18 protein-coding genes are annotated in these 23,512 nt (G+C 49.0%); 10 read left to right on the forward strand and 8 right to left on the reverse strand.

The genetic code is table 11. From position 1 onward, the window contains the following. Positions 1-74 precede the first annotated feature (74 nt). From ACT53C_RS06010 to lplT, 3 genes are read left to right on the forward strand one after another with little or no spacing between them, the layout of a single operon-like run. A complete protein-coding gene (locus tag ACT53C_RS06010; protein WP_194749399.1) occupies positions 75-536 on the forward strand; it encodes a peroxiredoxin in 462 nt (153 codons plus the stop codon). Between the two features lie 12 nt (positions 537-548). Further along, a complete protein-coding gene (locus tag ACT53C_RS06015; RefSeq protein ID WP_194749163.1) occupies positions 549-1,943 on the forward strand; it encodes a PhoH family protein in 1,395 nt (464 codons plus the stop codon). A 21-nt stretch (positions 1,944-1,964) separates the two neighbouring features. Beyond that, entirely contained in the window at positions 1,965-3,131 is a 1,167-nt protein-coding gene (gene lplT / locus ACT53C_RS06020; RefSeq protein ID WP_194749162.1) for a lysophospholipid transporter LplT, read from the forward strand. A gap of 65 nt (positions 3,132-3,196) precedes the next feature. On the opposite strand, the gene ACT53C_RS06025 is transcribed toward lplT, so the two are convergent. From ACT53C_RS06025 to ACT53C_RS06045, 5 genes are all read right to left on the reverse strand, one after another. Then, on the reverse strand, positions 3,197-4,522 hold the full coding sequence (locus ACT53C_RS06025) for an NAD(P)/FAD-dependent oxidoreductase (RefSeq protein WP_194749161.1): 1,326 nt from the start codon (positions 4,520-4,522) through the stop codon (positions 3,197-3,199). 74 nt (positions 4,523-4,596) lie between these two features. After that, positions 4,597-5,106 (reverse strand): c-type cytochrome, encoded by a 510-nt coding sequence (locus ACT53C_RS06030; RefSeq protein ID WP_476145267.1) that lies wholly within the window; start codon positions 5,104-5,106, stop codon positions 4,597-4,599. A 140-nt stretch (positions 5,107-5,246) separates the two neighbouring features. Beyond that, entirely contained in the window at positions 5,247-5,729 is a 483-nt protein-coding gene (locus tag ACT53C_RS06035) for a c-type cytochrome (protein ID WP_476145363.1), read from the reverse strand. A gap of 222 nt (positions 5,730-5,951) precedes the next feature. Further along, on the reverse strand, positions 5,952-6,791 hold the full coding sequence (locus ACT53C_RS06040) for a quinoprotein dehydrogenase-associated putative ABC transporter substrate-binding protein (RefSeq protein ID WP_476145364.1): 840 nt from the start codon (positions 6,789-6,791) through the stop codon (positions 5,952-5,954). Between the two features lie 281 nt (positions 6,792-7,072). Further along, a complete protein-coding gene (locus tag ACT53C_RS06045; RefSeq protein WP_476145268.1) occupies positions 7,073-8,938 on the reverse strand; it encodes an outer membrane protein assembly factor BamB family protein in 1,866 nt (621 codons plus the stop codon). A 302-nt stretch (positions 8,939-9,240) separates the two neighbouring features. Between ACT53C_RS06045 and pip the strand changes: the two genes are divergently transcribed. The 7 genes from pip to ACT53C_RS06080 all read left to right on the forward strand — a co-directional run bounded on the left by pip (position 9,241) and on the right by ACT53C_RS06080 (position 18,951). Further along, positions 9,241-10,197 carry a prolyl aminopeptidase gene (gene pip / locus ACT53C_RS06050; protein ID WP_476145269.1) on the forward strand — a complete coding sequence of 319 codons (957 nt, stop codon included), beginning with the start codon at positions 9,241-9,243 and terminating at the stop codon, positions 10,195-10,197. A 15-nt stretch (positions 10,198-10,212) separates the two neighbouring features. After that, positions 10,213-11,487, forward strand: coding sequence for a YhjD/YihY/BrkB family envelope integrity protein (locus tag ACT53C_RS06055; RefSeq protein ID WP_476145270.1), 1,275 nt, complete (start codon positions 10,213-10,215; stop codon positions 11,485-11,487). Between the two features lie 127 nt (positions 11,488-11,614). Beyond that, entirely contained in the window at positions 11,615-13,120 is a 1,506-nt protein-coding gene (locus tag ACT53C_RS06060) for a tetratricopeptide repeat protein (RefSeq protein ID WP_476145365.1), read from the forward strand. A gap of 224 nt (positions 13,121-13,344) precedes the next feature. Beyond that, positions 13,345-13,884, forward strand: a complete 540-nt coding sequence (locus ACT53C_RS06065; protein WP_476145271.1) for a YfiR family protein — start codon at positions 13,345-13,347, stop codon at positions 13,882-13,884. A gap of 6 nt (positions 13,885-13,890) precedes the next feature. Next, complete coding sequence (locus ACT53C_RS06070) at positions 13,891-15,966, forward strand: bifunctional diguanylate cyclase/phosphodiesterase (RefSeq protein ID WP_476145272.1); 2,076 nt, start codon at positions 13,891-13,893, stop codon at positions 15,964-15,966. 70 nt (positions 15,967-16,036) lie between these two features. Continuing rightward, positions 16,037-17,314, forward strand: a complete 1,278-nt coding sequence (locus tag ACT53C_RS06075) for an OmpP1/FadL family transporter (RefSeq protein ID WP_476145273.1) — start codon at positions 16,037-16,039, stop codon at positions 17,312-17,314. A gap of 164 nt (positions 17,315-17,478) precedes the next feature. Next, entirely contained in the window at positions 17,479-18,951 is a 1,473-nt protein-coding gene (locus ACT53C_RS06080; protein WP_476145274.1) for a porin, read from the forward strand. A 61-nt stretch (positions 18,952-19,012) separates the two neighbouring features. On the opposite strand, the gene ACT53C_RS06085 is transcribed toward ACT53C_RS06080, so the two are convergent. The 3 genes from ACT53C_RS06085 to ACT53C_RS06095 all read right to left on the reverse strand — a co-directional run bounded on the left by ACT53C_RS06085 (position 19,013) and on the right by ACT53C_RS06095 (position 23,288). Continuing rightward, positions 19,013-21,610 carry an EAL domain-containing protein gene (locus tag ACT53C_RS06085; RefSeq protein WP_476145275.1) on the reverse strand — a complete coding sequence of 866 codons (2,598 nt, stop codon included), beginning with the start codon at positions 21,608-21,610 and terminating at the stop codon, positions 19,013-19,015. A 275-nt stretch (positions 21,611-21,885) separates the two neighbouring features. After that, on the reverse strand, positions 21,886-22,545 hold the full coding sequence (locus ACT53C_RS06090) for a pyridoxamine 5'-phosphate oxidase family protein (protein ID WP_476145276.1): 660 nt from the start codon (positions 22,543-22,545) through the stop codon (positions 21,886-21,888). Between the two features lie 287 nt (positions 22,546-22,832). Then, positions 22,833-23,288, reverse strand: a complete 456-nt coding sequence (locus ACT53C_RS06095) for a hypothetical protein (protein WP_476145277.1) — start codon at positions 23,286-23,288, stop codon at positions 22,833-22,835. Positions 23,289-23,512 lie beyond the last annotated feature (224 nt).

Below are 23,512 nucleotides of genomic sequence, written 5' to 3' on the forward strand. Positions count from 1 at the left end.
GTGAATATGCGATTTGTGCTTGCTTAATTTTGTATTTTTATCAACAATGTGATTAAGTGATAGCGATGTCAACTATGTTAAATTCACCTGTTCCAGAACTCAGCTTACCAGCGACCTCCAGCCTGCAATTCAATAGCAAAGACTATTTGGGCAAGTTCCTCGTCCTATATTTCTACCCCAAGGATTCCACCCCAGGCTGTACCACGCAAGGGATGCAGTTCCGTGACATGCATGCCGCATTTCTCGAAGCCAATGCCATCATTTTTGGCATTTCGCGTGATACGCTCAAATCGCACGAAAACTTCAAGGCCAAATACAGCTTTCCCTTTGAATTGATCTCGGACAGCGATGAGATCGCTTGCCAGGCGTTTAATGTGATCAAAATGAAAAACATGTATGGCAAACAGGTTCGCGGCATTGAGCGCAGTACGTTTCTGATCAACCCACAAGGCATCATTGTGCGCGAATGGCGCGGTGTCAAAGTCGATGGTCATGCCGCTGAGGTATTAGCCAGCATACAGTCTTCCCACTCATAAAAGTGATTTTCTATGGCCCGTGCTCCACAAACCAAGCTTTTTGTCCTCGATACCAACGTTTTGATGCACGACCCTTCGTCGCTATTCAGGTTTGAAGAGCACGACGTCTACCTTCCCATGGTCACCCTGGAAGAGCTGGACAACAATAAAAAAGGCTTGACCGAAGTTGCACGTAACGCACGCCAGGCCAGCCGTTTTCTTGAAGAAATCATGGGGGGCAATGAAACAAGCAATCTTGAGGAAGGCTGTCCGCTTGCCATTCAAGGCAACCGTCATTTAACGGGCAAGCTATTTTTCCAGACCGAACATGTGCCGACGGATTTACCAGGCCTTGCTGGCAGCAAGGCCGACAACCAGATCATCAGCGTGGTGCTGGCGCTCAAAAAACAACACACCAAACGCAATGTCATCCTGGTCAGCAAGGATATCAACATCCGTATCAAAGCCCGTGCCATGGGCGTGGCGGCTGAAGATTACTTTAATGACAAGGTACTGGAAGACAGCGACATGCTGTATACCGGCCTGCGCGAACTGCCTGAAAACTTTTGGGACTTGCACAGCAAGGACATGCATTCATGGCAAGAATCTGGCCGCATGTACTACAAAGTCAGCGGGCCTATCGTCAAGTCACTGCTAGTAAATGAATTCGTGTTTTATGAATTCAACAAACCGTTTCATGCTATTGTGCGCAAGATTGAAGACAATACCGCCATTCTTGAAGTGGTGCAGGACCACATGAACCCCAAACACAATGTGTGGGGCATCACTGCGCGCAATCGTGAGCAGAACTTTGCGCTCAACCTGCTGATGGATCCCAACATTGATTTTGTTACGCTGCTGGGGCAGGCCGGGACGGGTAAAACCTTGCTCACCCTCGCCGCCGCCCTGACGCAAACCCTGGATAAAAAACGTTATTCTGAAATTATCATGACCCGTGTGACGGTACCGGTCGGCGAAGATATTGGCTTTTTACCTGGCACGGAAGAGGAAAAAATGGCGCCATGGATGGGTGCCCTTGAGGACAACCTCGATGTGCTCAACAAAACCGATGAAGATGTGGGTGAGTGGGGCCGTGCAGCCACTCAAGACCTGATTCGTACCCGGATTAAAATCAAATCGCTGAACTTCATGCGTGGGCGTACCTTTCTCAACAAGTTTCTGATCATAGACGAAGCACAAAACCTCACCCCCAAACAAATGAAAACGCTGATTACGCGGGCCGGACCGGGCACCAAAGTGGTCTGTCTGGGCAATATTGCCCAGATTGATACTCCCTACCTGACGGAGGGCAGCTCGGGATTGACCTATGTGGTTGACCGCTTCAAGAACTGGGCGCATAACGGGCATATCACCCTGGTGCGTGGTGAGCGCTCACGTCTGGCAGACTTTGCGGCAGAGGTCTTGTAGACAGTCGTCTGCTCGCTTCTTATGGTCAAAGGCTTCTATACCTTACTGATTGCCCAGTTTTTGTCGGCAATCGCAGATAATGCTCTGCTGTTTGCTGCGATTGCCCTGCTGGCAAAGCTTAACGCACCCAGCTGGCACGAACCACTTCTACGCGAATTTTTCGTGATTTCCTATATCGTGCTCGCGCCTTTTGTCGGCCCATTTGCCGATGCGCTGCCCAAAGGCCGGGTCATGTTTTTAAGCAATGGGTTGAAGTTTATCGGTTGCCTGATGGCACTGGCGGGTGTGCCGCCCCTGTATGCGTACGCTGTGGTGGGGATAGGTGCTGCCGCTTATTCGCCAGCGAAATATGGCATTTTGACGGAAATGCTGCCATCGCATTTGTTAATCAAGGCCAACGCATGGATGGAAGGCACCACAGTCACCGCCATTATTCTGGGGCCGGTCTTGGGTTCTACGTTGTCTGCCAATAATCCATACATGGGGATTGCCTGCATCATGTGTCTATATTTGCTGGCCGCAGCGTTCAACTACTACATTCCCAAAGTACCGATTGACCACAAAGTAGCGCAAAAAACGCTCTGGTTTTTGCTCAAAGATTTTTGGCATGCCTTTATGACGCTGTGGAAAGATCCGCAAGGCCAAGTCTCGCTGGCCGTCACCACTTTGTTCTGGGGCGCCGGGGCCACCTTGCAATTCGTGGTATTACAGTGGGCAGATGTCAGATTGGGCTTCTCTCAGCAACAAGCGACTTATTTGATCGCCATCCTTGCCGTTGGCATCGCCATCGGCTCAATCATCGCTTCCAAGTATGTCGAGCTGGAGAATGCCGTGAAAGTGTTACCGGCAGGCATTTACATGGGGATTCTGGTGATGAGCATGATGGTGATCCACAGCCCCATTCTGGCAGGGATCCTGCTATTTGTCATTGGTGTGCTTTCAGGCTATTTTCTGGTGCCGCTCAACTCCTTATTACAGCACAGGGGCCATCATTTACTCGGCGCCGGGCACTCGATTGCCGTACAGAATTTTAACGAGAATATAGGCATCTTGCTGCTATTAGGCGCTTACACCTGGATGGTAGGCGCCAAGCTAGACATTAATACCATTGTGGCCATCTTCGGGGTATTTATTATCTTCAGCATGTCATTGATCACACTGGTTTATCGCAAACATATCCGGCGATAAGCGCAACGCAGCTTTGATACAATCAATAAAAAGGGCGCCTGAGCGCCCTTTTTGCTGCCTAGCGATCAATGCAATTTGACATGTGGCTCGGTACGTCTTGAGATAATACGACCGATGGTATGAACAATCACCGCCAGCACACCGTGCAATGCCATCAAGTGCATCTTGTACAAGGAACGGTACATCACGCGTGCGAACAAGCCCTGAATGTACATGCTGCCCCCCGCCACAGCACCCATCAAGCTGCCCACGGTAGAGTATTTGCCCAAATTGACCAGTGAGCCGTAATCGGTATAGTGGAACTCTGGCAGCGATTCTTTACCAGCCACACGCGCCTTCACCGTCTTGATCAGCAGCGAAGCCTGCTGGTGTGCCGCTTGCGCACGTGGAGGCACCGTCGCGTCATGCCCCAGCCATGGACAGGCTGCACAATCACCAAACGCAAAAATATTCGTATCACGAGTGGTCTGCAAATGCTGATTCACCACCAGCTGGTTAATACGGTTGGTTTCCAGCCCATCGATATCCTTGAGAAAATCCGGGGCTTTGATGCCAGCTGCCCACACCACCAACTCCGCAGGAATCGTACGGCCGCTGTGCGTCGTGATGCCTTTGGGAGACACCTCAGTCACACGCTCGCCAGTAAACACATTCACCCGCAGTTTACGCAGCTCGACATCAACCGCATAAGAAAGCTTGGGTGGTAATGCTGGCAAAATACGGTCACTTGCTTCAATCAGAGAAATCTTGACGTCACGATCGGCATCAATTTTATCCAGGCCATAGGCGGCGAGCTCACGCGTAGTATTGTGCAGTTCAGCCGCCAACTCGACACCCGTCGCCCCAGCGCCCACAATCGCCACTTCAAGCTGACCGGGTTTTAATGGTTCAGGCTGTGTTTGTGCACGCAATAATGCGTTGTGCAGATAGCGATGGAATTTTTGCGCCTGCGCCTGGGTATCCAAGGCAAGTGAATACTCACGTGCCCCTTTAATGCCAAAATCATTGGTAGTACTACCCACCGCGATAATCAGGGTATCGTATTTGAATGAACGGCGCGCAATAATTTCATTCCCATCTTCGTCATGTACCGGCGACAAAAACACTTCACGTGTTGCACGATTCAGACCATCCATCCGGCCCAGCCTGAACTTGAAGTGATGCCAATGTGCCTGTGCCAGATACTCCAGCTCATGGCGATCCGGATCCATACTACCCGCTGCAATTTCGTGCAACAGCGGCTTCCAGACATGGGTTCGTGTTGCGTCAATCAACGTGATCCTTGCTTTTTTCTTTTTGCCCAAGGAGTCACCCAACTTGGTCGCCAATTCAAGGCCACCTGCACCACCACCTACAATAATGACATGGTGTAAATCATTTTCGTCAGTCACGCTCACATTTATCCTTCAATAAAAAAGCGCGCCTGCCGTACTGCCAAGCGCGCACAACACCTCAAATAACACGACTATTCGTTACCAGTAATTTTGGCATGACTACGAATAAAAGCGATGATTTTCAACACATCGTCAGGCTTCAAACCATCATCTGGCGCCATCAAGCCAAAACCTTTTGCACCCATGCCACCATTGGTGCCATGCCAGATCGTTTCAAACATGCCTTTATTGGTTGCATTCTTCGCATAACGGAAATTCTCGCCAATCAAGCCAGGCCCCACAGCACCTTCACCATGACCACCGTGACAAGCAACGCAGGAAAACAGATTAAACTTTTTCTTGCCTTCTTTAATTGCTTCTTCGTTCCCAATATAAGGGTTTTTACCCGTCGCCAAAAACTCTTTCGCAGCAGGTGTATCAAACATTTTGTGGTCAATTTCCATAGGTTGACCATCTTGGGTGGTGACAAACTGTATCGCCTTGACATCACCACCTTCTGCTGAAGCGCCAGCAGATTGTCCACCGTTGTTACATGCCGCCAACATTGCTGCCAGCAATACCATCAATAATAGATTTCTCATCGTTACCCCCAGATTTTATATAGTATTATTCCTTAAAATGCTGCCATATCTATTATTTTTTTAGCTTCACACAGCATGCTTTAATTGTGCCATAAAAACAAAAAACGGTCACCTAAGTGACCGTTTTTATTCGTAACGAATTATTCGTTACCTGTCATACCTACGTTGCTATTACTACGCACATAAGCAATCACTTTCAATACGTCATCTGGACTCAAACCATCATCTGGAGCCATCAGGCCGAAACCCTTAGCACCCATACCACCATTGGTACCGTGCCAGATCGTTTCAAACATGCCCTTATTGGTTGCGTTTTTAGCGTAACGGAAGTTAGCACCGATCAAGCCTGGACCAACTGCACCTTCACCTTTACCACCGTGACATGCAACACATGAATACAGGTTGAAAATTTTCTTGCCTCTTTTGATGGCCTCATCATTGCCAACATATGGATTTTTACCCGTTGCTAAGAATTGTTTAGCCGCATCTGTATTAAACAAAGCCTTATCAATATTTATGGTGGAACCGTCTTGAGTTGCTGAAAAAGTGATATCAGCCATTGCGCCTGTGGCAAATGCCATCAAGGAAATCAACAATGCTGATTTAAGTGTGTTGCCTAACATGTTTTCTCCTAATCCTAAACAAAATGAGCGGCGCCAAGTGGAAAACCAAACAATTACCGCATGCTCATTTAACGAATCGTTCCAGAAACGGTTGACGAATAATTCATTAATAATGACAGAATTTATCACGCAGCCATCTCAAAACAAGCCAACGATTTTACTGTGTTTTTTTTTCCTTGTCATTATCAACTGTCTGTTTACAAAACTTTTTCAACAGCACTGTTATTTTTTATACACACTGTCGCCTTCAACAACAGGCACGGTAGGTATGCCGTAATCCTTTAGGATCGCATCAATCTTGTCTTTGTTGCGCTCCAGGGCTTCATTAATCATTTTGATGCGGTCTTTATCCTTCATACGGACAGCCACTGAAATATTCCAATACTCCTTACCCTTAAGATTGACTTTGTTGTACTCAGGGATCAGGCGCATTTCCAAAGGGACTTTGGAATTTTTAACGAAGTAACCAGCAATCGGCCCCCACATCACAGCAACATCAATATCACCCTTGACCAGATCATCAATGATAAAGCTGGTTGGCAAATTCAGGTCGCGCTGCAGACGATAAGGACGTGCATTGGTCATCAAGTTGTAATCATTGAGCGGAATGGTGGCTGGGCTCTTGTCAACAATCCCGATAATGCCCTTTTTCAAGTCTGGCGAATCCCAGTTGGTAATGTCGTAATTGCTGTCTTTGCGCCAGACGAATACATGCCCTGAACGATAGTAGGGTTTGGACGTTCTCAACCCATCGAAGTCTGAAGTCATGCCAATGATCACATCACAGCGCATCGCATTGATGGTATTACGCAGGAAACCTTGACGGTTATAAGCATATTGGAAGCTCAGCTTCTTACCCAGATCATCAGCCAGCACCTTTGCAATCTTGTCTTCAAATCCTTCCAATTTCAAGTTGGAGTAAGGCATATTATCGGGATCAGAACAAACCTTAAATTCTGATTCATCAGCCACGCGACGCACCTCGCCGATCCGGCCTTCATCCGGGTTGATTGAAGGGATTTCGATCTCCTCAGCAGACACCCATGATTGCGTTGCCAACATCAATCCCACCGCACCCAGCATATTCCATATTTTCATTTTGATTTCGTTCCTTTTTGTGATTGTTTCCTGTCGCTTTTTGAACTTGTTCATATGCAAAAGTTCGATGAATTCACGACAAACTCAATCATCTTATCGCGAATACGTATTGATTTGTAGGGAAGTCCTACTTAAATTCCTGTTCATGGTTTTTAATCATGAAATTCATGAAAAAAAACACCCTGCCTAAGCAGGGTGTTAAGGAGTCAACGTACTTCTATTAGATAATTTAAGACAAGCTCAAATTACAGTGAGAACACGTTCAATGCACCGCCGCCAGGAGCAGCGTTGTACTTGGTCAACTCTTTGTAACCACCAGCAGCACCCAGTGCGTCTGTGTCGTTAGTCATACCCAAGTTCATCGCAACACCAGCCCAACCACCGATACCGGACAATACGCCAACGTATTGTTTACCAGCATGGCCGTAGGTGAATGCGTTACCAATCACGCCTGAACCCACTTGGAATTTCCACAGTTCTTTACCGTTTTGTGCATCAACAGCTTTGAACCAACGATCCAAAGTACCGTAGAACACGATGTTAGAAGCTGTAGTCAGAGCACCGCCCCAAGCAGAGAACTTCTCTTTGTTGTACCAAACTTTTTTGTTGGTCATTGGATCGTAAGCACCGAAACCACCCATCACGCCGTCTGGACCAGCAAACATGGTCAGTGTCGCACCAACCCATGGTTGACCAGCAACGTATTTGGACTCAACTGGCTCGTATGTCATACATACGTGGTTCAATGGTGTGTACATCAAACCAGTTTTTGGTGAGTAAGCCGCTGGCTGTTGGTCTTTAGTACCCAAAGCCGCTGGACATACGCCTTTAGCGTTGTAGTCTTGGTGAGTAGAAGCAGTAGCCAGTTTGTTTGGCACACCTGTTTTCAGATCAACATCAGTTGCCCAGTTAACGAATGGATGCACTTTTTCAGCAGCAACCAATGTACCGTTGTTAGCTTGCCATGTGTAGATGAAACCGTTACGGTCATGGTGCCATGCGTATGTTTTGCCACCTTTGTCGAACAGGATCACTTCGTTAATACCGTCGTAGTCCCACTCATCGTGTGGTGTCATTTGCATTGCCCATTTAGCAACACCAGTGTCCAGATCACGTGCAGTGATTGTCATGGACCATTTGTTGTCACCTGGACGTACGTCTGGGTTCCAAACTGATGGGTTACCTGAACCGTAGTATACCAAGTTTGTCTTGGCATCATATGGCCACCAGCCCCATACGGAACCACCACCATGTTGCCAGCCGTCTTTCACAGCTTGTGGTTTCAACCAAGTACGTGTACCCAGTTCTTTTTCGCCGATTTTCAGTTGGTCGTTAGGGATCTTTTTGAAAGAACCACCTTGTTTGTTACCACCGTTCACGTCTTCATAAACAGACAGCGCGTTGTACTGTGGGTTTTCTTTGTTAGTGTTAGCGTCATGCAATGTTTCGCTATCTGGGCCTGTAGAGTAGGCTTTCCATGCCAGAGAACCATCTTTAATGTTGTAAGCAACAATAAAGCAACGTACGCCGAACTCAGCACCTGAGCAACCGGTCAGTACTTTGTCTTTGATCACGTGTGGTGCGTTGGTGTTAGTTGCACCGACTTTTGGATCAGTGTTTTTAACGTCCCAAACTTTAGCACCAGTTTTTGCATCCAAAGCAACCAGCATGCCGTCGTTTTGTTGCAAGAAGATTTTGCCGTCGCCGTAGCCCAGACCGCGAGAAACGTTGTCACAGCACAGAACTGCTTGTACGCTTGGGTCTTGTTTTGGGAAATAGGACCAAACGATTTTTTGGTTGTCGTTCAAATCCAGAGCGTATACGTTGTTTGGGAATGCTGTATGTACATACATCATGTTACCCACAACCACTGGAGAACCTTCGTGACCACGGTTTACACCGGTTGCGAATGTCCAAGCAGCTTTCAGGTTTTTAACGTTACCTTTGTTGATTTGAGCCAGGTTGCTGTAGCCTTGGTTGAAATGGTTAGCGCGTGGGTGTGCCCAGTTGTTGGCATCTTTCATAGCAGCTTCTTGGTCAGCAGCAGCGAATGCAACCATTGGCAAAGCAGCTACCAGACCCAGGGCCAGTTTGATTTTGTTAACTTGCATATTGATCTCCAAAGTTAGTACTAAGGGTTTAATATTAGGTGTGCACCTGATTTGCTGACACTAGGAATGAGCATAAAAGGCACACACTTTACACACCAGAGACAAGGGAAATTATCCTGAACTAACTTGGAAATTGTCACTTGCCACATGTGAGGATTGCAATATAGAACAATTTGTTTTCAATTGCAACACTTTGGTTACAAATTGGTTACAATTTTTTCAAATTATTTTTTGATTTTTTTCTCTTCCCGATGAACCATAACTTTTAACCAATAAAATCAAATAGTTAAATAAAACACTCTATGAAAAACCTCGCGCTCTTTCCCGAATGCCAACCGTTCAAACAGTGGCATCTTGCTGTCACTTCGTTACATTCTGTTTATGTTGAGCAATGCGGTAACCCAGAAGGGGTTCCCGTGATTTTTTTGCACGGCGGTCCGGGCAGCGGCTGCAATCCGGCGCAACGGCGCTTTTTTGATCCTGCGTATTACCACATCATTCTGTTTGATCAGCGCGGCTGTGGCCGCAGCACGCCGGCGGGTGAAGTTGAAAACAACACGACTCAACATCTAATTGCCGATATCGAACAGATTAGAACCAAGCTGAATATTTCACGCTGGCATGTTTTCGGCGGCTCATGGGGCAGCACCCTGGCGCTGGCCTATGCCAATCAACATGCGGATCATGTGATCAGCCTGACCTTGCGTGGCATTTTTCTAAGCAGGCCACATGAAATTAACTGGTTTCTGGGACAGGTTGCATTGTTTTTTCCTGAAGCATGGCAGACATTGCTAGCCCCAGTCCCAGAAGCGCAGCGCAGCCAGGTACTGGAGTACTATGCAACCCAGGTGTTCGACCCTGACCCCGTCGTCAGTATTCCGGCGGCAATTCATTGGAATGCATTTGAATCCAGCATCATGAGCCTGCTGCCCAAGGCTGACAGCAGCGCCCCGGATGGCCAGGTGGAGCTCGCCCGCGCACGGGTACAAATTCATTACATCCGGCATCTCTGTTTTGTGGATGGTGAGCAGATGCTCTCCGATGCGGGCAAACAACTGACACACATTCCAACGACAATTGTTCAGGGCCGTTATGACATGGTGTGCCCACCGCAAACGGCTTGGGCACTGAGCCAAGTTCTGCCTCACGCCAAGTTTGTGATTGTGCCGGATGCTGGTCACTCCGCGATGGAGGCAGGTACCTGCCTTGCCCTGCTGAACGCCACAGAACAATATAAGCATTTATCAGACGCAGACTGAGCCACTAAACGCAATATGATGCCATCCGTATTATGGTCAACCTTGCAGCAGCAATGGCAAGGCTTGAAACAGCAGCTGTCGGCTTATACCTATTGCACGCCACTATTTGTGGTGCAGACCACCTGGCATGGTGTGATTCGCCACCGCCTGATGGCGCTGGCGGCAGCGTTGTCGTTTTATGCCCTGTTTGCGCTGATCCCGCTGATTGTGCTGATTTTCTTTTTACTCAGCCACTTGGTGTACTCATCGGATTATGCGATCGTGAAGCTGGCCATCCTGACCAGCAATCTGCTCCCGGAATTTAGCCAGCGCATCATGGTAGAGGTGTATCACAACACTCAAACCGAAGCCGCCTGGGGTGCCGTCGGCTTCTTTATTCTGTTATGGACCATCACCCCTCTGGCTGCGCATATGCGCTCCAGCTTTTACCTGATTGCCAGCCGCCAGGATGTCCCCTCATTCTGGCATAAGAAGCTGCGGGACATCATGGCGGTACTGGGCGTGTTGCTGGTGTTCTTCCTGTTTACCGCAGCGGGCTTTGTGCTGGAATCAGTGATTGTCTTTTTGGCGCAGCACCTGCCAACAGCGATGATCAGCGTGGTCGGCTGGCTGGCTTCACTCTTGTTGACCACCTTGCTGATCGCTGGCTTTTATCATAGCTTTTGCCCTCTCCCCATCCAGTGGCGTCATTTGCTCATCTCAGCCTTGCTGACGGCGACGGTGTGGATGCTGATGCGCCCTGCCTTCGGGTTATTTTTAACGGTGAATAAAAATTTTGGTGCCGTGTTTGGCAGCATGAAAGCCATGTTTGTCTCGATCAGCTGGTTATATCTCAACTTTGCCGTCTTTTTGGCGGGCATAGAATTGATGGTCACGCTGAAACAAAAAGAAGTATTGCTACTGAAAGGTCTGTTTGATGATGTGCCCAATCAGCAGCATTACCTGCAAGCGCTGACACAGATCTTTGGACAGTCCTATAGCAAAGGCGACCACATCATCCGGCAAGGCGCATTGAGTAACTACTATTACATGGTGGTCGAGGGCACCTTGCATATGACACAGCACGCTAATGGGCAGGAAAGCACCGTGCGCATTTTGCAGTCTGGCGATTTCTTTGGTGACATGGCCTTGTTTTCTCAACAAGCGGCAACCGCCAGTGTGGTGGTAGTCTCCGAGAGGGCATCCGTCATCCGCATAGAAAGCGACTACATGCACAGCTTGCTGGAACAAGCCCCTGAAATTGCCGTTAGACTGCTCAAACAGCGCTCAGACCACCCCCGCCCCCACTAACCCACCTGCCTTTTTGGCACCCAATCCCCTTTTAGACAATCACCATTTGCGGAAGATCAACACACGCAATCATTGCGGAATTGTAATATCTGTTACAGAATTGTAACTATATTGGGAATTTTTCATGATGGCTATTCCACTCGCACAAGAGATCAATGCATTAATACAGCAACTGAATCGCGGCCAATTCGAGGCAGTGATTCAACGTGCTCGCCCTTTAGTGGCGCAACATCCTCGCGAATTTATCTTGCATCATTTGCTGGCGCTAGCATTCGATCAACAGCAAGCCTACCCGCAAGCGGCTGAGGCTTACCAACATGCTTTAAACCTAAACCCGAAAGTCCCTGAGCTTTGGTTCAACTATGCGATTGTTAAAACACATCTGAATGACCTGGTTGCCGCGGAGCAAGCTTATGCCCAAGCGATTGCCTTGAATCCGCAATTTTTTGAAGCCCACGGCAATCTGGGCACGATATTGCAAAAGCAAGGCCGGCTGGACGAAGCGGTCGCCAGTTATCAGCGCGGCTTGCGCATCCAGCCGCAAGATGCACGCGGTCATTTTAATCTGGGCACCGTGCTACGCGATCAAGGCGACTTGCAAGCCGCCGTACAAAGCTATGAGCGTGCCATCGATTTGTTCCCAAATTACACCGATGCCTATAACAATCTAGGGGAAACCTGGCGCGATCAGGGCGACATGACACGGGCGGTCAACTGCTATCAGCAAGCCTTGCAGCGCAATCCCCAACATGCTGCAGCCAATTACAACATGGGCGAGTTTCTATATTTGGCCAAGCGCTTCGAAGAAGCGATCCCTTACTTTGAGACATCGCAACTGGAAGACTGGCAAGCCAGAGTCTTGTATTGTTTATATCGCGCAGAACAATTTGAGGTTTTTAAACAACGTCGCGATGCAATGCTTGCGCAAGGCCCGCACACGGCACCGTTTATCGCCACCCTCTCTACGCACTACAGCATCAATCATGGCGAGCCCGACCCTTACCAGTTTTGCCCGGATGGCTTTTCGTTTGTCTATCACCGCAGCCTGCCTGAGCTGGCCCCTGGCAGCCCCTTGCTCACACAGTTATTGAACGATATCGCGCAAGCAGATATTGCTGAACGCAAACAAGCGCGGCTCACTCACGGCAAACAGTCTGCTGGCAATTTGTTTAAACGTGCAGAAGCTTCGTTCAGGACACTGGGCGAAATCGTCAAACGTGAATTTCTCGCATACCGCGAACAATTTAAACATGCGGACTGTGCCTTGATTACCCATTTCCCCTCAGCACTTGAATTCACCAGCTCATGGTACGTCAAGATGCAAACAGGCGGGCATCTGGATGCGCATATTCATGAAATCGGCTGGATCAGCGGCGCGGTTTACCTGGCCATGCCGGAGACTGAGGATGAAAAGGAAGGCGCCTTTGAATATGGCACGCATGGCGACCAATACCCGCTATTGCATGACCGGTTTCCGACACGTTATATCAAGCCGGCGATTGGAGATATTGTGCTGTTTCCCTCTTCGCTCTTTCATAGAACGATCCCGTTTCAGGCAGACGCAGAGCGCATTTGCATTGCCTTTGATTTAAAACCCGCGACGCCAACCGGCTTCACACGTAGTGACTATTAATCTCCTGCAGGTTCACAAGCCAGAAAAAATCCTTTAGTTTGATGAATTTATCAAACCGATACAGAATTTATCAATTTTGCTGATTATAGATAGCTGGCCGCAAGGTATGATAGGCATTGCATCAGACGGTAAGCTGGCCGTGGCAATGCCTTAAAACTGGCCCGCAACCCATTGTCATCCAAACCGTTCGATCAGATCCCTCACCCTTTTGGAGTCAGATCAAGATGATTTCAGCGCGCCAGTCTTGTTTTTTTCCACGCTTGCTGCTTCTCCTGCTTTACCCCTACTTCATCCCGCAAGCACATGCCAGCGTGGACGAGGCACGTACCTCAAAAAGTGAGTTACTCTACAATCTGGCCCTGTTGAGTCAGACGCCTTATCGCCCACGCCAGGAGATTTACACGGTATGTGCGTTTGAGGAAGACATTGGCCATCTCAAGGCCACCTCGCTGGAGTCGCAAAAATTACAACAATCTCCGATTTTTTTAGTGACGCTGAAAACACAAGCCGATGTGAAACGCTGTAATTTGCTATATATTCAAGATGTCGTCTCACAAAAGCCGTTAGAATTGCAGCAGATTATTCAAAAAGAGTCCGTGCTCACGGTTGTCCATCAGGGCAACAAGTTTGCCGAGTTTGGCCATGTAGAAATCAGCGAGCTAGACAAACGCTATCAGTTCATGCTGCGTTTGGGCGCGGCCAAACAGGCGGGCATCGTGTTCGACTCCCGCTTGATGAAACTGGCGACTAACCTTATTCAGTGATTTTGTATGCTAAAACTGCTGCCTCACCTCAAGATTGCCCACAAACTGCTGCTCACCGAACTGGTGATGACCTTGAGTATGTTTCTGGTGTTTATCGTGTTTGCATTTGGCAGCCACTATCACAATCTGCGCACACACATGATCCGTGACATTCTGGTGCAAACCCAGGTCGTAGCCACGTCGATTGGACCCGCGGTCATGTTTGGGGAGGTCAACTCACTGACCAAAACACTGGAACCGCTGACGGATAATCAGAATATCCGCAGCATCACGATTTTTAACCAGCAGCAACAAGCGATCCAGCAACTCTATCCGCAACATCCACAATCCACCGCCGTCTGGCAATGGCTCTATCCTTTTTTCAAAGATCTGGAAGTTGAGACGCCTATCGTGGTGAATGAAAAAACGGTGGGCACCTTGCAAGCAACCATCAAGCAGGCGCAAATTGTCGATGTCCTGATTGGATTTGCCTGGTCTAACGCCATTGCGGTCCTGGCAGCCGCACTGGTCGGCTGTCTGATTATCTGGCGACTTAACCGTAATATCGTCAACCCGATTCATGCCTTACAAAGCTTTGTCAGCAATATCACTCGCAACCATCACTATGACCAACGCATCAGCATCCGCAGTCAGGATGAAATCGGCATGCTAGGCCATGACATCAACAATATGCTGGAAAGCATCCGTCAGCGTGATGCTCAGTTACAAACCGAACTGGAACATCGCAAAGTCATTGAAGAAAAATTGCAGTTCCTGGCGCACTACGACAAAAATACCCAATTACTGAACCGTCACGCGTTTGAAGAAGCGATTACGCGTAGAATCACCGCTTCGTCCAATGGCCCAGCCAATGTATATCTGCTGTTGCTAGACTTGGACCGCTTTAAAATCGTCAATGATTCGTTTGGCCATAACACCGGGGACAAGTTGTTGCTGCAAGTGGCGCACCGCCTGCGCGGCAACCTGGCACAAAAGGATGCGATTTTCCGCCTGGGTGGCGATGAGTTTGCCATTCTGCTGGATGCCGCAGGCCGGCAAACGATAGAGCAAGTCTGCAAACGGATTATCCAGACGATTTCTGCCCAATTTATCGTCGATGACCATGAAATTAATATTGGGGTCAGCATCGGCATTGCGCAATTGAGAGCCGGATTTGACTCTAAAACCGAAGTGATGAAAAACGCGGATGTGGCGCTGTATCAAGCCAAGGACGCGGGTCGCAACACCTATCGCTTTTACAGTGAAATGGATGAAGCCAATACCTCCGAGCTACGCAATCTGCGTGAGGCGCTGCACTTCGCGTTGCAAAATCAGGAGCTGGAGCTGTATTATCAGCCCATCATCCATACACAGCTGTTGAAAACCATCGGCTTTGAGGCCTTGCTCAGATGGCGTCATCCAACCAGAGGTTTACTTAGCCCTGACCAGTTTATCCATCTGGCGGAAGGCTCGGGCCTGATTATCAGCATCGGTGCCTGGGTGATTCACCAGTCACTCAAGCAACTGGCCATGTGGCAAGAGATGTTTGACAAGGATCTGTTCATGAATGTGAATATTTCTTCGCGCCAGATTGATGACGATAGCCTGTCAGATACCATCCGCCATGCGCTGGATTTTTACCACATATCGCCGCGCACCCTGAACTTGGAAATTACCGAATCCATGGTCATGCGTAATATTGATTCTGCCAAACAAATCCTTTACTCACTAAAGCAGTTAGGCATAGGCATTGCGATTGATGATTTTGGCATAGGCCACTCGTCAATGAACTACCTGAAACAATTGCCGGTAGATATTTTAAAAATTGACAAGCAGTTTACGGCAGGGATTCCGCATGACAAAGTCGATATCGCGATTGTCGACGCGTTGGTTGCGTTAGCGGTCAGTCTCAATTTAAAAGTGGTGGCAGAGGGCGTGGAAAGCGCAATCCAGTTTGAATACCTGCAATACAAACTCTGCCATCATGTGCAAGGTTACTTGTTCAGTGCGGCCTTATCTGCGAGCCAAACCACCACGTTTATGGCAGACTTCCCGGAAAGCATTCCGGCCGTGTTCAGAAAAATTGCGAGTGCAGAAAATTAACGCCTATCATCGCAATGCATGAGGGCAGTGATCAAGCTTAAAAAAGCAAAAAAGTCGTTTAGGGGGATCCATGTTACGTTTGAAATCAACCAGTCTCTGGCTGGGGCTGGCCTTGGTCAGCACCCATCAACTCACTGAGGCAGCAGGCTTTGCCTTATCCGAACAAAGTGGCAGCGGCCTGGGGAATGCCTTTGCCGGGGCGGCGGCAGTGGCAGAGGATGCCAGTACGATTTTCTTCAACCCGGCAGGGATGACCTACCTGGAGGGGCGTCAGGTCGTTGGCGCAGTCAACCTGATTAATGTCAGAGGCGACTTTGATAATGCTGGCAGTGTCGCGGCCACTGGCCGCCCGCTGGGGGGCGAAGGGGGCAATCTGGGCAGTTTTGCGGCGATTCCCAATCTTTATTACAAACAGGACCTCAATGAACAGGTCAAAATCGGGCTAGGCATCGGCAGCCCATTTGGACTCAAAACCGAATACGACAAAAACTGGATTGGCCGCTTTCAAGCCATTAAATCCGAGCTTAAAACCGTTAACATCAACCCATCACTGGCATGGAAACTCAATGACCAGTGGTCACTGGGATTGGGCGTGTCTGCCATGTGGGCACAGGCAGATCTGACTAGTGCGGTGAATTTAGGGACCGCAGAGTCATCGATTAAAACCAAGGGGGACGACTGGGGATTTGGCTATAACCTGGGCGCCATTTACCAAGTCACGCCGGATACCCGGCTAGGCTTGGCTTTTCGCTCAAAAATCGACCAGCATTTAAAAGGCGAAGCCAGCTCCCCTTTTGTATTAACCAATACGCTTCCCTCCCGCACACTCAATACCGACATTACAGCAGATTTATCCTTGCCTGAGACGCTTTCGCTGAGTAGTTTCAACCGACTGGACGACCGCTGGGAGCTACTGACAGACATCACCTGGACGCGTTGGAGCCGCTTCAAAGCCTTGAGCATCGTGCGGGATAATGGCTCGAATACCGCCATAGCGACCACGCAAGAACACTGGAACAATACCTTACGCTACTCAGCCGGGCTCAATTATCACTACTCCAGCACAGTCAAACTCAGAACCGGCATTGCTTACGATGAAGAGGCCATCGACACGCCATTCAGAACAGCGCGTATTCCCGGCAATGACCGAATTTGGCTATCCTTAGGCGCTAGCTGGCAATACCGGCCAGCCACCAAGTTGGATGTGGGCTATGCCCATCTGTTTATCAAAGAGGCCAGAATTTATGATGACCAGCGCGCAGCCACGCCCAGCAGCAAGGGACTGATTGCTGGCAAATATGATGGTGACGCAGACATCCTGAGTGTACAGTTAAACCATCAGTTTTAATGCGGCTGAGCCTGCTAAGGCGCACCAATTTTAGCGTTGATTTCCATTCGATTATGACAGCTGTAAGTCTAACGTAAGCAAACTGTCATCTAATCTTCATTTGCCAGATCAAGAAAACATTGTCTTGTGACAGCCTGCATCTCGTATAAAACATTGAGATTAAGATGACCATCAGACATTTTTTTAAACTGGCATTACTTCCAGTTGCAATCGGTCAGGCCCTGACCGCCCAGGCAGAAACGCCTTCAACGTCCACCAAACCAACCGATCAGACACCAAGCTCGTTCATGACACGTTTTATGAATGATGACAATCCGCTACGTGTGGACTTCAACGTGGGTGATCATCCCTCCAACGTACAGCTGTATGGCATCATCGATATTGCGCGCACCAGTGTTAACCACTCATTACCGGCAAATTACGAGTTTCCCAACAATTATTACCCCTATAATGGCGCTAAAATCAGCCCAAGAACTACCTCAAGAACTGATTGGATAAATAGTGGCCTGCAAGCCTCTCGCCTGGGCATCAAGGGCGAAGTTGGCAACCTACAAATGTGGGATCGTGATTTTAAATTCATGTACCAGTTTGAGGCTGGTTTCAACCCACTTAATATGAAGTTGCATGATGCGGCACAGACGCTGGCGGACAACTCCGGGACCAACGCCAACTCTAGCGTCAGCGCGGACTCTTCCATGAACGGCGAGTTATTTGCGCGTCAGGCCTGGGTAGGAATGGATGGCGGCAAGCTGGGGCGTGTGTCATACGGTACCCAATACAACCCATTTTTTGAGATCACGAGCCCCTATGATCCAAACAGCAAGGCAGATACCTTCTCACCCTTAGGTGAAAGTGGCACGATTGGTGGCGGTGGCGGCATCTCAGAAAACGCCCGGATGAAAAACACGGTGAAATATGGCAACACTTGCGATGTTGAAGGATTAGGTAAGGTCAACTATGCCGGCATGTATCAGTTTGGCAATACCGCAGGCACTTCCGAGGGTTATGGCTACACCGGTCAACTGGGTTTTGAAAATAGCGTATTTGGCGTTCAGTTTGCCTTTAACAGCTTTAACAATGCCGTCAAGGCAGGGGCAGCTGCCGCTGGCAATCCTGCCGCCAACGACACCATTTCTGCGTCCCTGTATAACACTGAAGCCACTTTGATCACGTTGAAATGGACGCCGAACAAGGAAATCAAATTCACAGGCGGCTGGGAATGGTACCGCTTAAAGCCTTCATCAGACCGGACCATCAAATACAGCAAACTGTTTGACCAGACTGTATTTGGCGGCGTCGCCACCTCTGCATTACAACCGGGCTATAAACAAGATAACAATGTCTACTACATTGGTGCCAGCTACGACTTTTCGCAGCGCATCCCAGCCCTGGCAGGTCTGACAGCTTCTGTCGGCTACTATGCAACCCGGTTTGATGCGATTGATGGCCCAACAGTCTCTACCAACTCACAAGGTAAAATTGACACGTGGACTTCAGTGATTGACTATAAGATCAACAAGCGGGTTGATACCTATGTTGCTTACACCAATAACCACTTTTCAGGGGACAAGTTCCCGCGTTCGACCTGGTATCAGGATGTGAAGGCGGTAGGTGCCGGGGTACGTTTCCGGTTCTAAGTTCGCTGCCTGTTCATAAAAAGGCCCAAGTCGTGCTTGGGCCTTTTTTCATATGTGCGAACTAACCCTGCAGCAGCGCAGCTTCTTGCCGCGATTGTTGCACCAGCATTTGCTCAAAGGCCTCAGCAGGCACAGGCGGGGAATAGAAAAATCCTTGGGCAAAATCACAATGGATATCCATCAGCAAATCACGCTGCAGTGCGGTCTCCACCCCTTCAGCGATCACTTTCAGGCCTAGCTTATGCGCCATGACAATGATGGCCTCACACAAGACATAACTTTCATTGCCCGCATTCAGGTTACGGGTAAAGGACTGATCAATTTTCAAATAATCAATATCAAATTTACTGAGATAAGAAAGCGAAGAATATCCAGTTCCAAAATCATCGATCGCAACTTGAATCCCCAAGTCGCGATAGTACAATAAGCGCTGCTCGACGACCGGGTCGGGATTCAGTAACAAGCCTTCCGTAATTTCAACCACCAGATGCTTGCCTGCCAGTGCGTTATCCTGCAAGATTTTTCCCCAGTCATGATGAAAGCGTTGCGGGTCAACGAATTGCACCGGAGACTTGTTGACGCTAATGGCAAATGCCTCCCCCACCAGCGGCTGCCATTTAGACGCATGCGCGACCGCCCGAGAAAAAATCCAATTACCCATCGCAACAATGTCCCCCGTTTCTTCGGCCACGGGAATAAAGAGCGCCGGACTGATCAGTCCACGTTCAGGATGCTGCCAGCGCATCAGCGCTTCGGCTTTGACGATCTTGCTCGTGTTCAAACTGACAATCGGCTGGTAGTAATCGCGCAACTCATCCTTTTCAAGGGCCGCCTTCAGGTCGCGTGCCAACATCACGCGTTGCGACATGGCCTCTTTAATCGCTAGCGAGAAAAAGCGCAGGTTATTACGGCCCCGACTTTTTGCCTCATACATGGCCTGATCCGCATGCTGTATCATTTCTTCAGCATTGACGGCATCCTCGGGATACTGGCTGATGCCAATACTGACCGTGACATAGACGCGCTCCCCGCCAAGAATGGTGGCTTTAGAGATCTCCTGCATCAACTGCTGGCCGAATGCTTGCAAATCGGCACAGGCAGACTCTGGTGCAATAATGGCAAACTCATCCCCGCCCAGCCTGGCCACCTCCATATGATCATACAAGCATTGGCGTATCCGTTGGCCGATCTCAATCAACAACTCATCCCCATGCCGGTGACCGAGCGTATCATTGACCTCTTTAAAGCGGTCTAAGTCGAGCAACAACAGGCTGAGTTTTTGCTGTTGGGTCGCCGCCTCGGCAATCGCCTCTTTGAGGTGGCGATTGAAATAATGGCGGTTAGGTAATTGGGTCAGGCTATCATAATTGGCCTGTTGCCAAATCGCAGCATCGGCCTGCTTTTTATCCGTGATATCAATATGCGTACCGCGCATCATCCACGGCTGCCCGTCGGCTGTACGCGAAATCAGCCGCCCCCGATCTGCGATCCACAACCAGCGCCCGTCTTTATGTTGCATGCGGATATCGCACTCATAAAAGGCAATCTCGCCTTTGAGGTGCTGTTCAACCAAGGCCATGGCCATTTTCCAGTCATCCGGATGCGTCAGACGTTTTGGCGCCTCTACGCCTAAAGGCTGGATCTCTTCGAGTTGATATCCCAGAATTTCTGCCCAGCGATGATTAAACTGGCACGCTCCGGTTTGTACATTCCACTCCCAGGTGCCTGCACGCGTCGCATCAATGATTTCAGTCAGACGCAATCGCTCCAGCTCCAGCTCGGCACGCTTGCTTTCAATTTCAGCGGTCTTTCTTTTCACCGCGAGTCTTAGCATAAACACCAGCAATACCAAACTCACGGCAACGATGAATGCCACAGCCAACATCCATAACGCTTGCCCTTCATAGAGGTCTTGCTGCAAGGGACGGCCCTTCCATCGTGCCTCAATCGCAGCCATTTCAGCCGGGGTGATGGCCGCCATGCCTTTTTCAATCAAGGCCAGAATGGGCTCATTGCCCTTTTTTACCGCCCGGTGAAATTCGCCGTGATAAAGGGTAAAAGCACGCAGTACTTTTTGATCCGCCTTTGCGCGATACAGATAATAGCTAGCCGGATAATCATCCATACACAGGATCTTGATTTCGCCCTTGAGCGTGGCGGTGATCATCTCTTCATAATTGTTATATAGCCGAAACGATTGAACCCCGGCTTGCTTCAGGTGAAAAATACAGCCATCGCCTTTTTGCACACCGACGGTAAAGCCACTCAGATGGCTGGAGGATGCCAGGCCACCTATGCTTTTATGCGCATAAATGCCCACCGGGAGCGTGGCATAAGGGGTACTGAAACTGAAGCGCTGTTCACGCTCGGGATCCTGATAAATCATTTCGATCACATCAGCATGCCCGCTCAACAATTGCTGTAGCGCCTGCTCCCAGACCATGGCAAGCAAGGTCACCTTGACCCCGGTTTTTTGCTCCCACAACTTCCAGGTATCCACCACAATGCCCACCGTATTGCCATTTGCGTCCTTAAACAAATAGGGCGGGTAATTATCATCACTGGTCACAGTAATGGTCTGTTCTGCACATCCGATACCGGGCTGCATCAAGCCCATGAAGCACAGCATGCAACCAGCAAGTATCGATACCTTTCGCATGGCGAAATACCGTAGAGATCTCTTTGCACCCTGATGAATCACGTTGACGCCACCCCCGCGGCACCATAGAGATGGTCACCTTATAGATTGATAACAATTCTATGTCGAACAATTATTTATCTTGAGAAATATGATGCATATCGTACACCGAAAAGATACATGAAAATAGCAAAGGCCTCTATCAGAAAACGCAAATCTATTTGCGTTCTGCTGAGAGAGGCCAGTGAATACTGCTTTTGCAGAGTCTATGAGCGCCTTATGAGATCTGGTGTGAACTAAGCATCTGGTGCGCCAGCCTTGATCTTGGCGATCCAGTCTTCCACCTGAATGAAGCCTGCTTGTTGTGCTTTTTGTGCATCGGCTTCAGAGATCACGTCTTGCACAAACTCCAACCGCTTCCATTCAGCCAACGGGGTTTCGCATTGTGCAGAAGGGACGTAGCGCGAGGCACTCTCCCGCTGATAGCGGTGAATATAGCGTGGACAGTTTTGCCAGAGCTCAGACAAAGTTACCTTGACAACAAACTCAGCCTCTTTGTAATGCGCCAACAAAGCCGGATCGGTTGAGACCTCACTGACGCCCTGCAAGCGGATACGATGCGGGCGCTCAAATGAAATAAACAGCAGCCCTACCTCACCATTACCCACCATATTGCCTACCGACAGCTGCATACCATTGCCATTGTAGATCGGGAACATCAGCGTCTGGCTGTCCAGCACGCGGACAAATCCAGGAAAACCACCTTTGTAAGACACCGTAGGTCTGCCATTGTGGTCCACCGTAGACAGGAAAAACATATCCAGCGACTCAATAAAGCCCTTGGCATCTTCATCAATTTCCGTTTTACAGGCAATTTCCTCAATACGGTCAGCCAGTTTTCTGGTGCCCTGCGCATCTTGCACCTGACGATGTATCTCTCCGAATAAGCGACTCATAACTCCCCCAATTGGTTAAACGTAGGTTTGCTGCAATCAATCCATTGACTGCAGCTATCTTAGCTTGTTTGGCGCATCATACTTGATTTAAACGGCACTATGTATGGTCTGAACAGTGGTTTCAACGAAAGGGGAACGATGTCTACAGGCACCAAACCTGCAAGCATCGCAGATGGGAAAAGACAGGCGCGCTCAAGCCGGTGATGCCGAATGCTGTTTCACAGCAGAGCCACAAACATCAAAAAGCCCCAGTGAATGAGGGGCTTTTTGATGCGTTTTTAATGATGTTAGGACTTGAAAAACTGGATAGGAAAACTGCGCTTCTGATCATCCACACAAATTCCATCACCAATCACGTAGACGCTACCGAGCAAGCCATCGCCCTCAATATTGATTTTAAAGTCACAATTAAGCACGGCTTTTTGGTTAGCAATTAAAAAGCTTTTGCCTGAATAGGCACGACGGATCACCGCATCAGAGGCGCTTTGTGCATCCACCGTACGGATCACCGGGGCCACTGCACTGGTGGCCGTCCACTTGCCGGCAAGCTTGCCATAAGGAGACTCATCGATCTCAATATCACCATCGTTGCTAATATCATTAATCATGATACTCCCCGCATAGACAGTCCCATCCGTACCGATCAATTGCGCTTTATTTTTATAGACGCCCAGTTTTACCATGTTCACAGAACAGCCCGCCAACAGCAATATCGCTGTCAGCAATACACCCATATTTTTCATTCACCGGACTCCCTTAGCCAGTTATTTATTCAATGCACACCCTTATGCGCAGCCTTACCTGATACTACTGTCATGGTTAGTCTAACAGTCCTTCACTTATTTTTGATGACAGATGATTTCACTTGCTGCGACAAGTTTTACGCCTCCGCGAACGAGCGGCACGTCATCATAGTCTAACTTAACGCATACTCACAGTTTTAAATAAAAAACTGTATAAAAGCCTT

Source organism: Methylophilus sp. DMC14 (assembly GCF_056314085.1).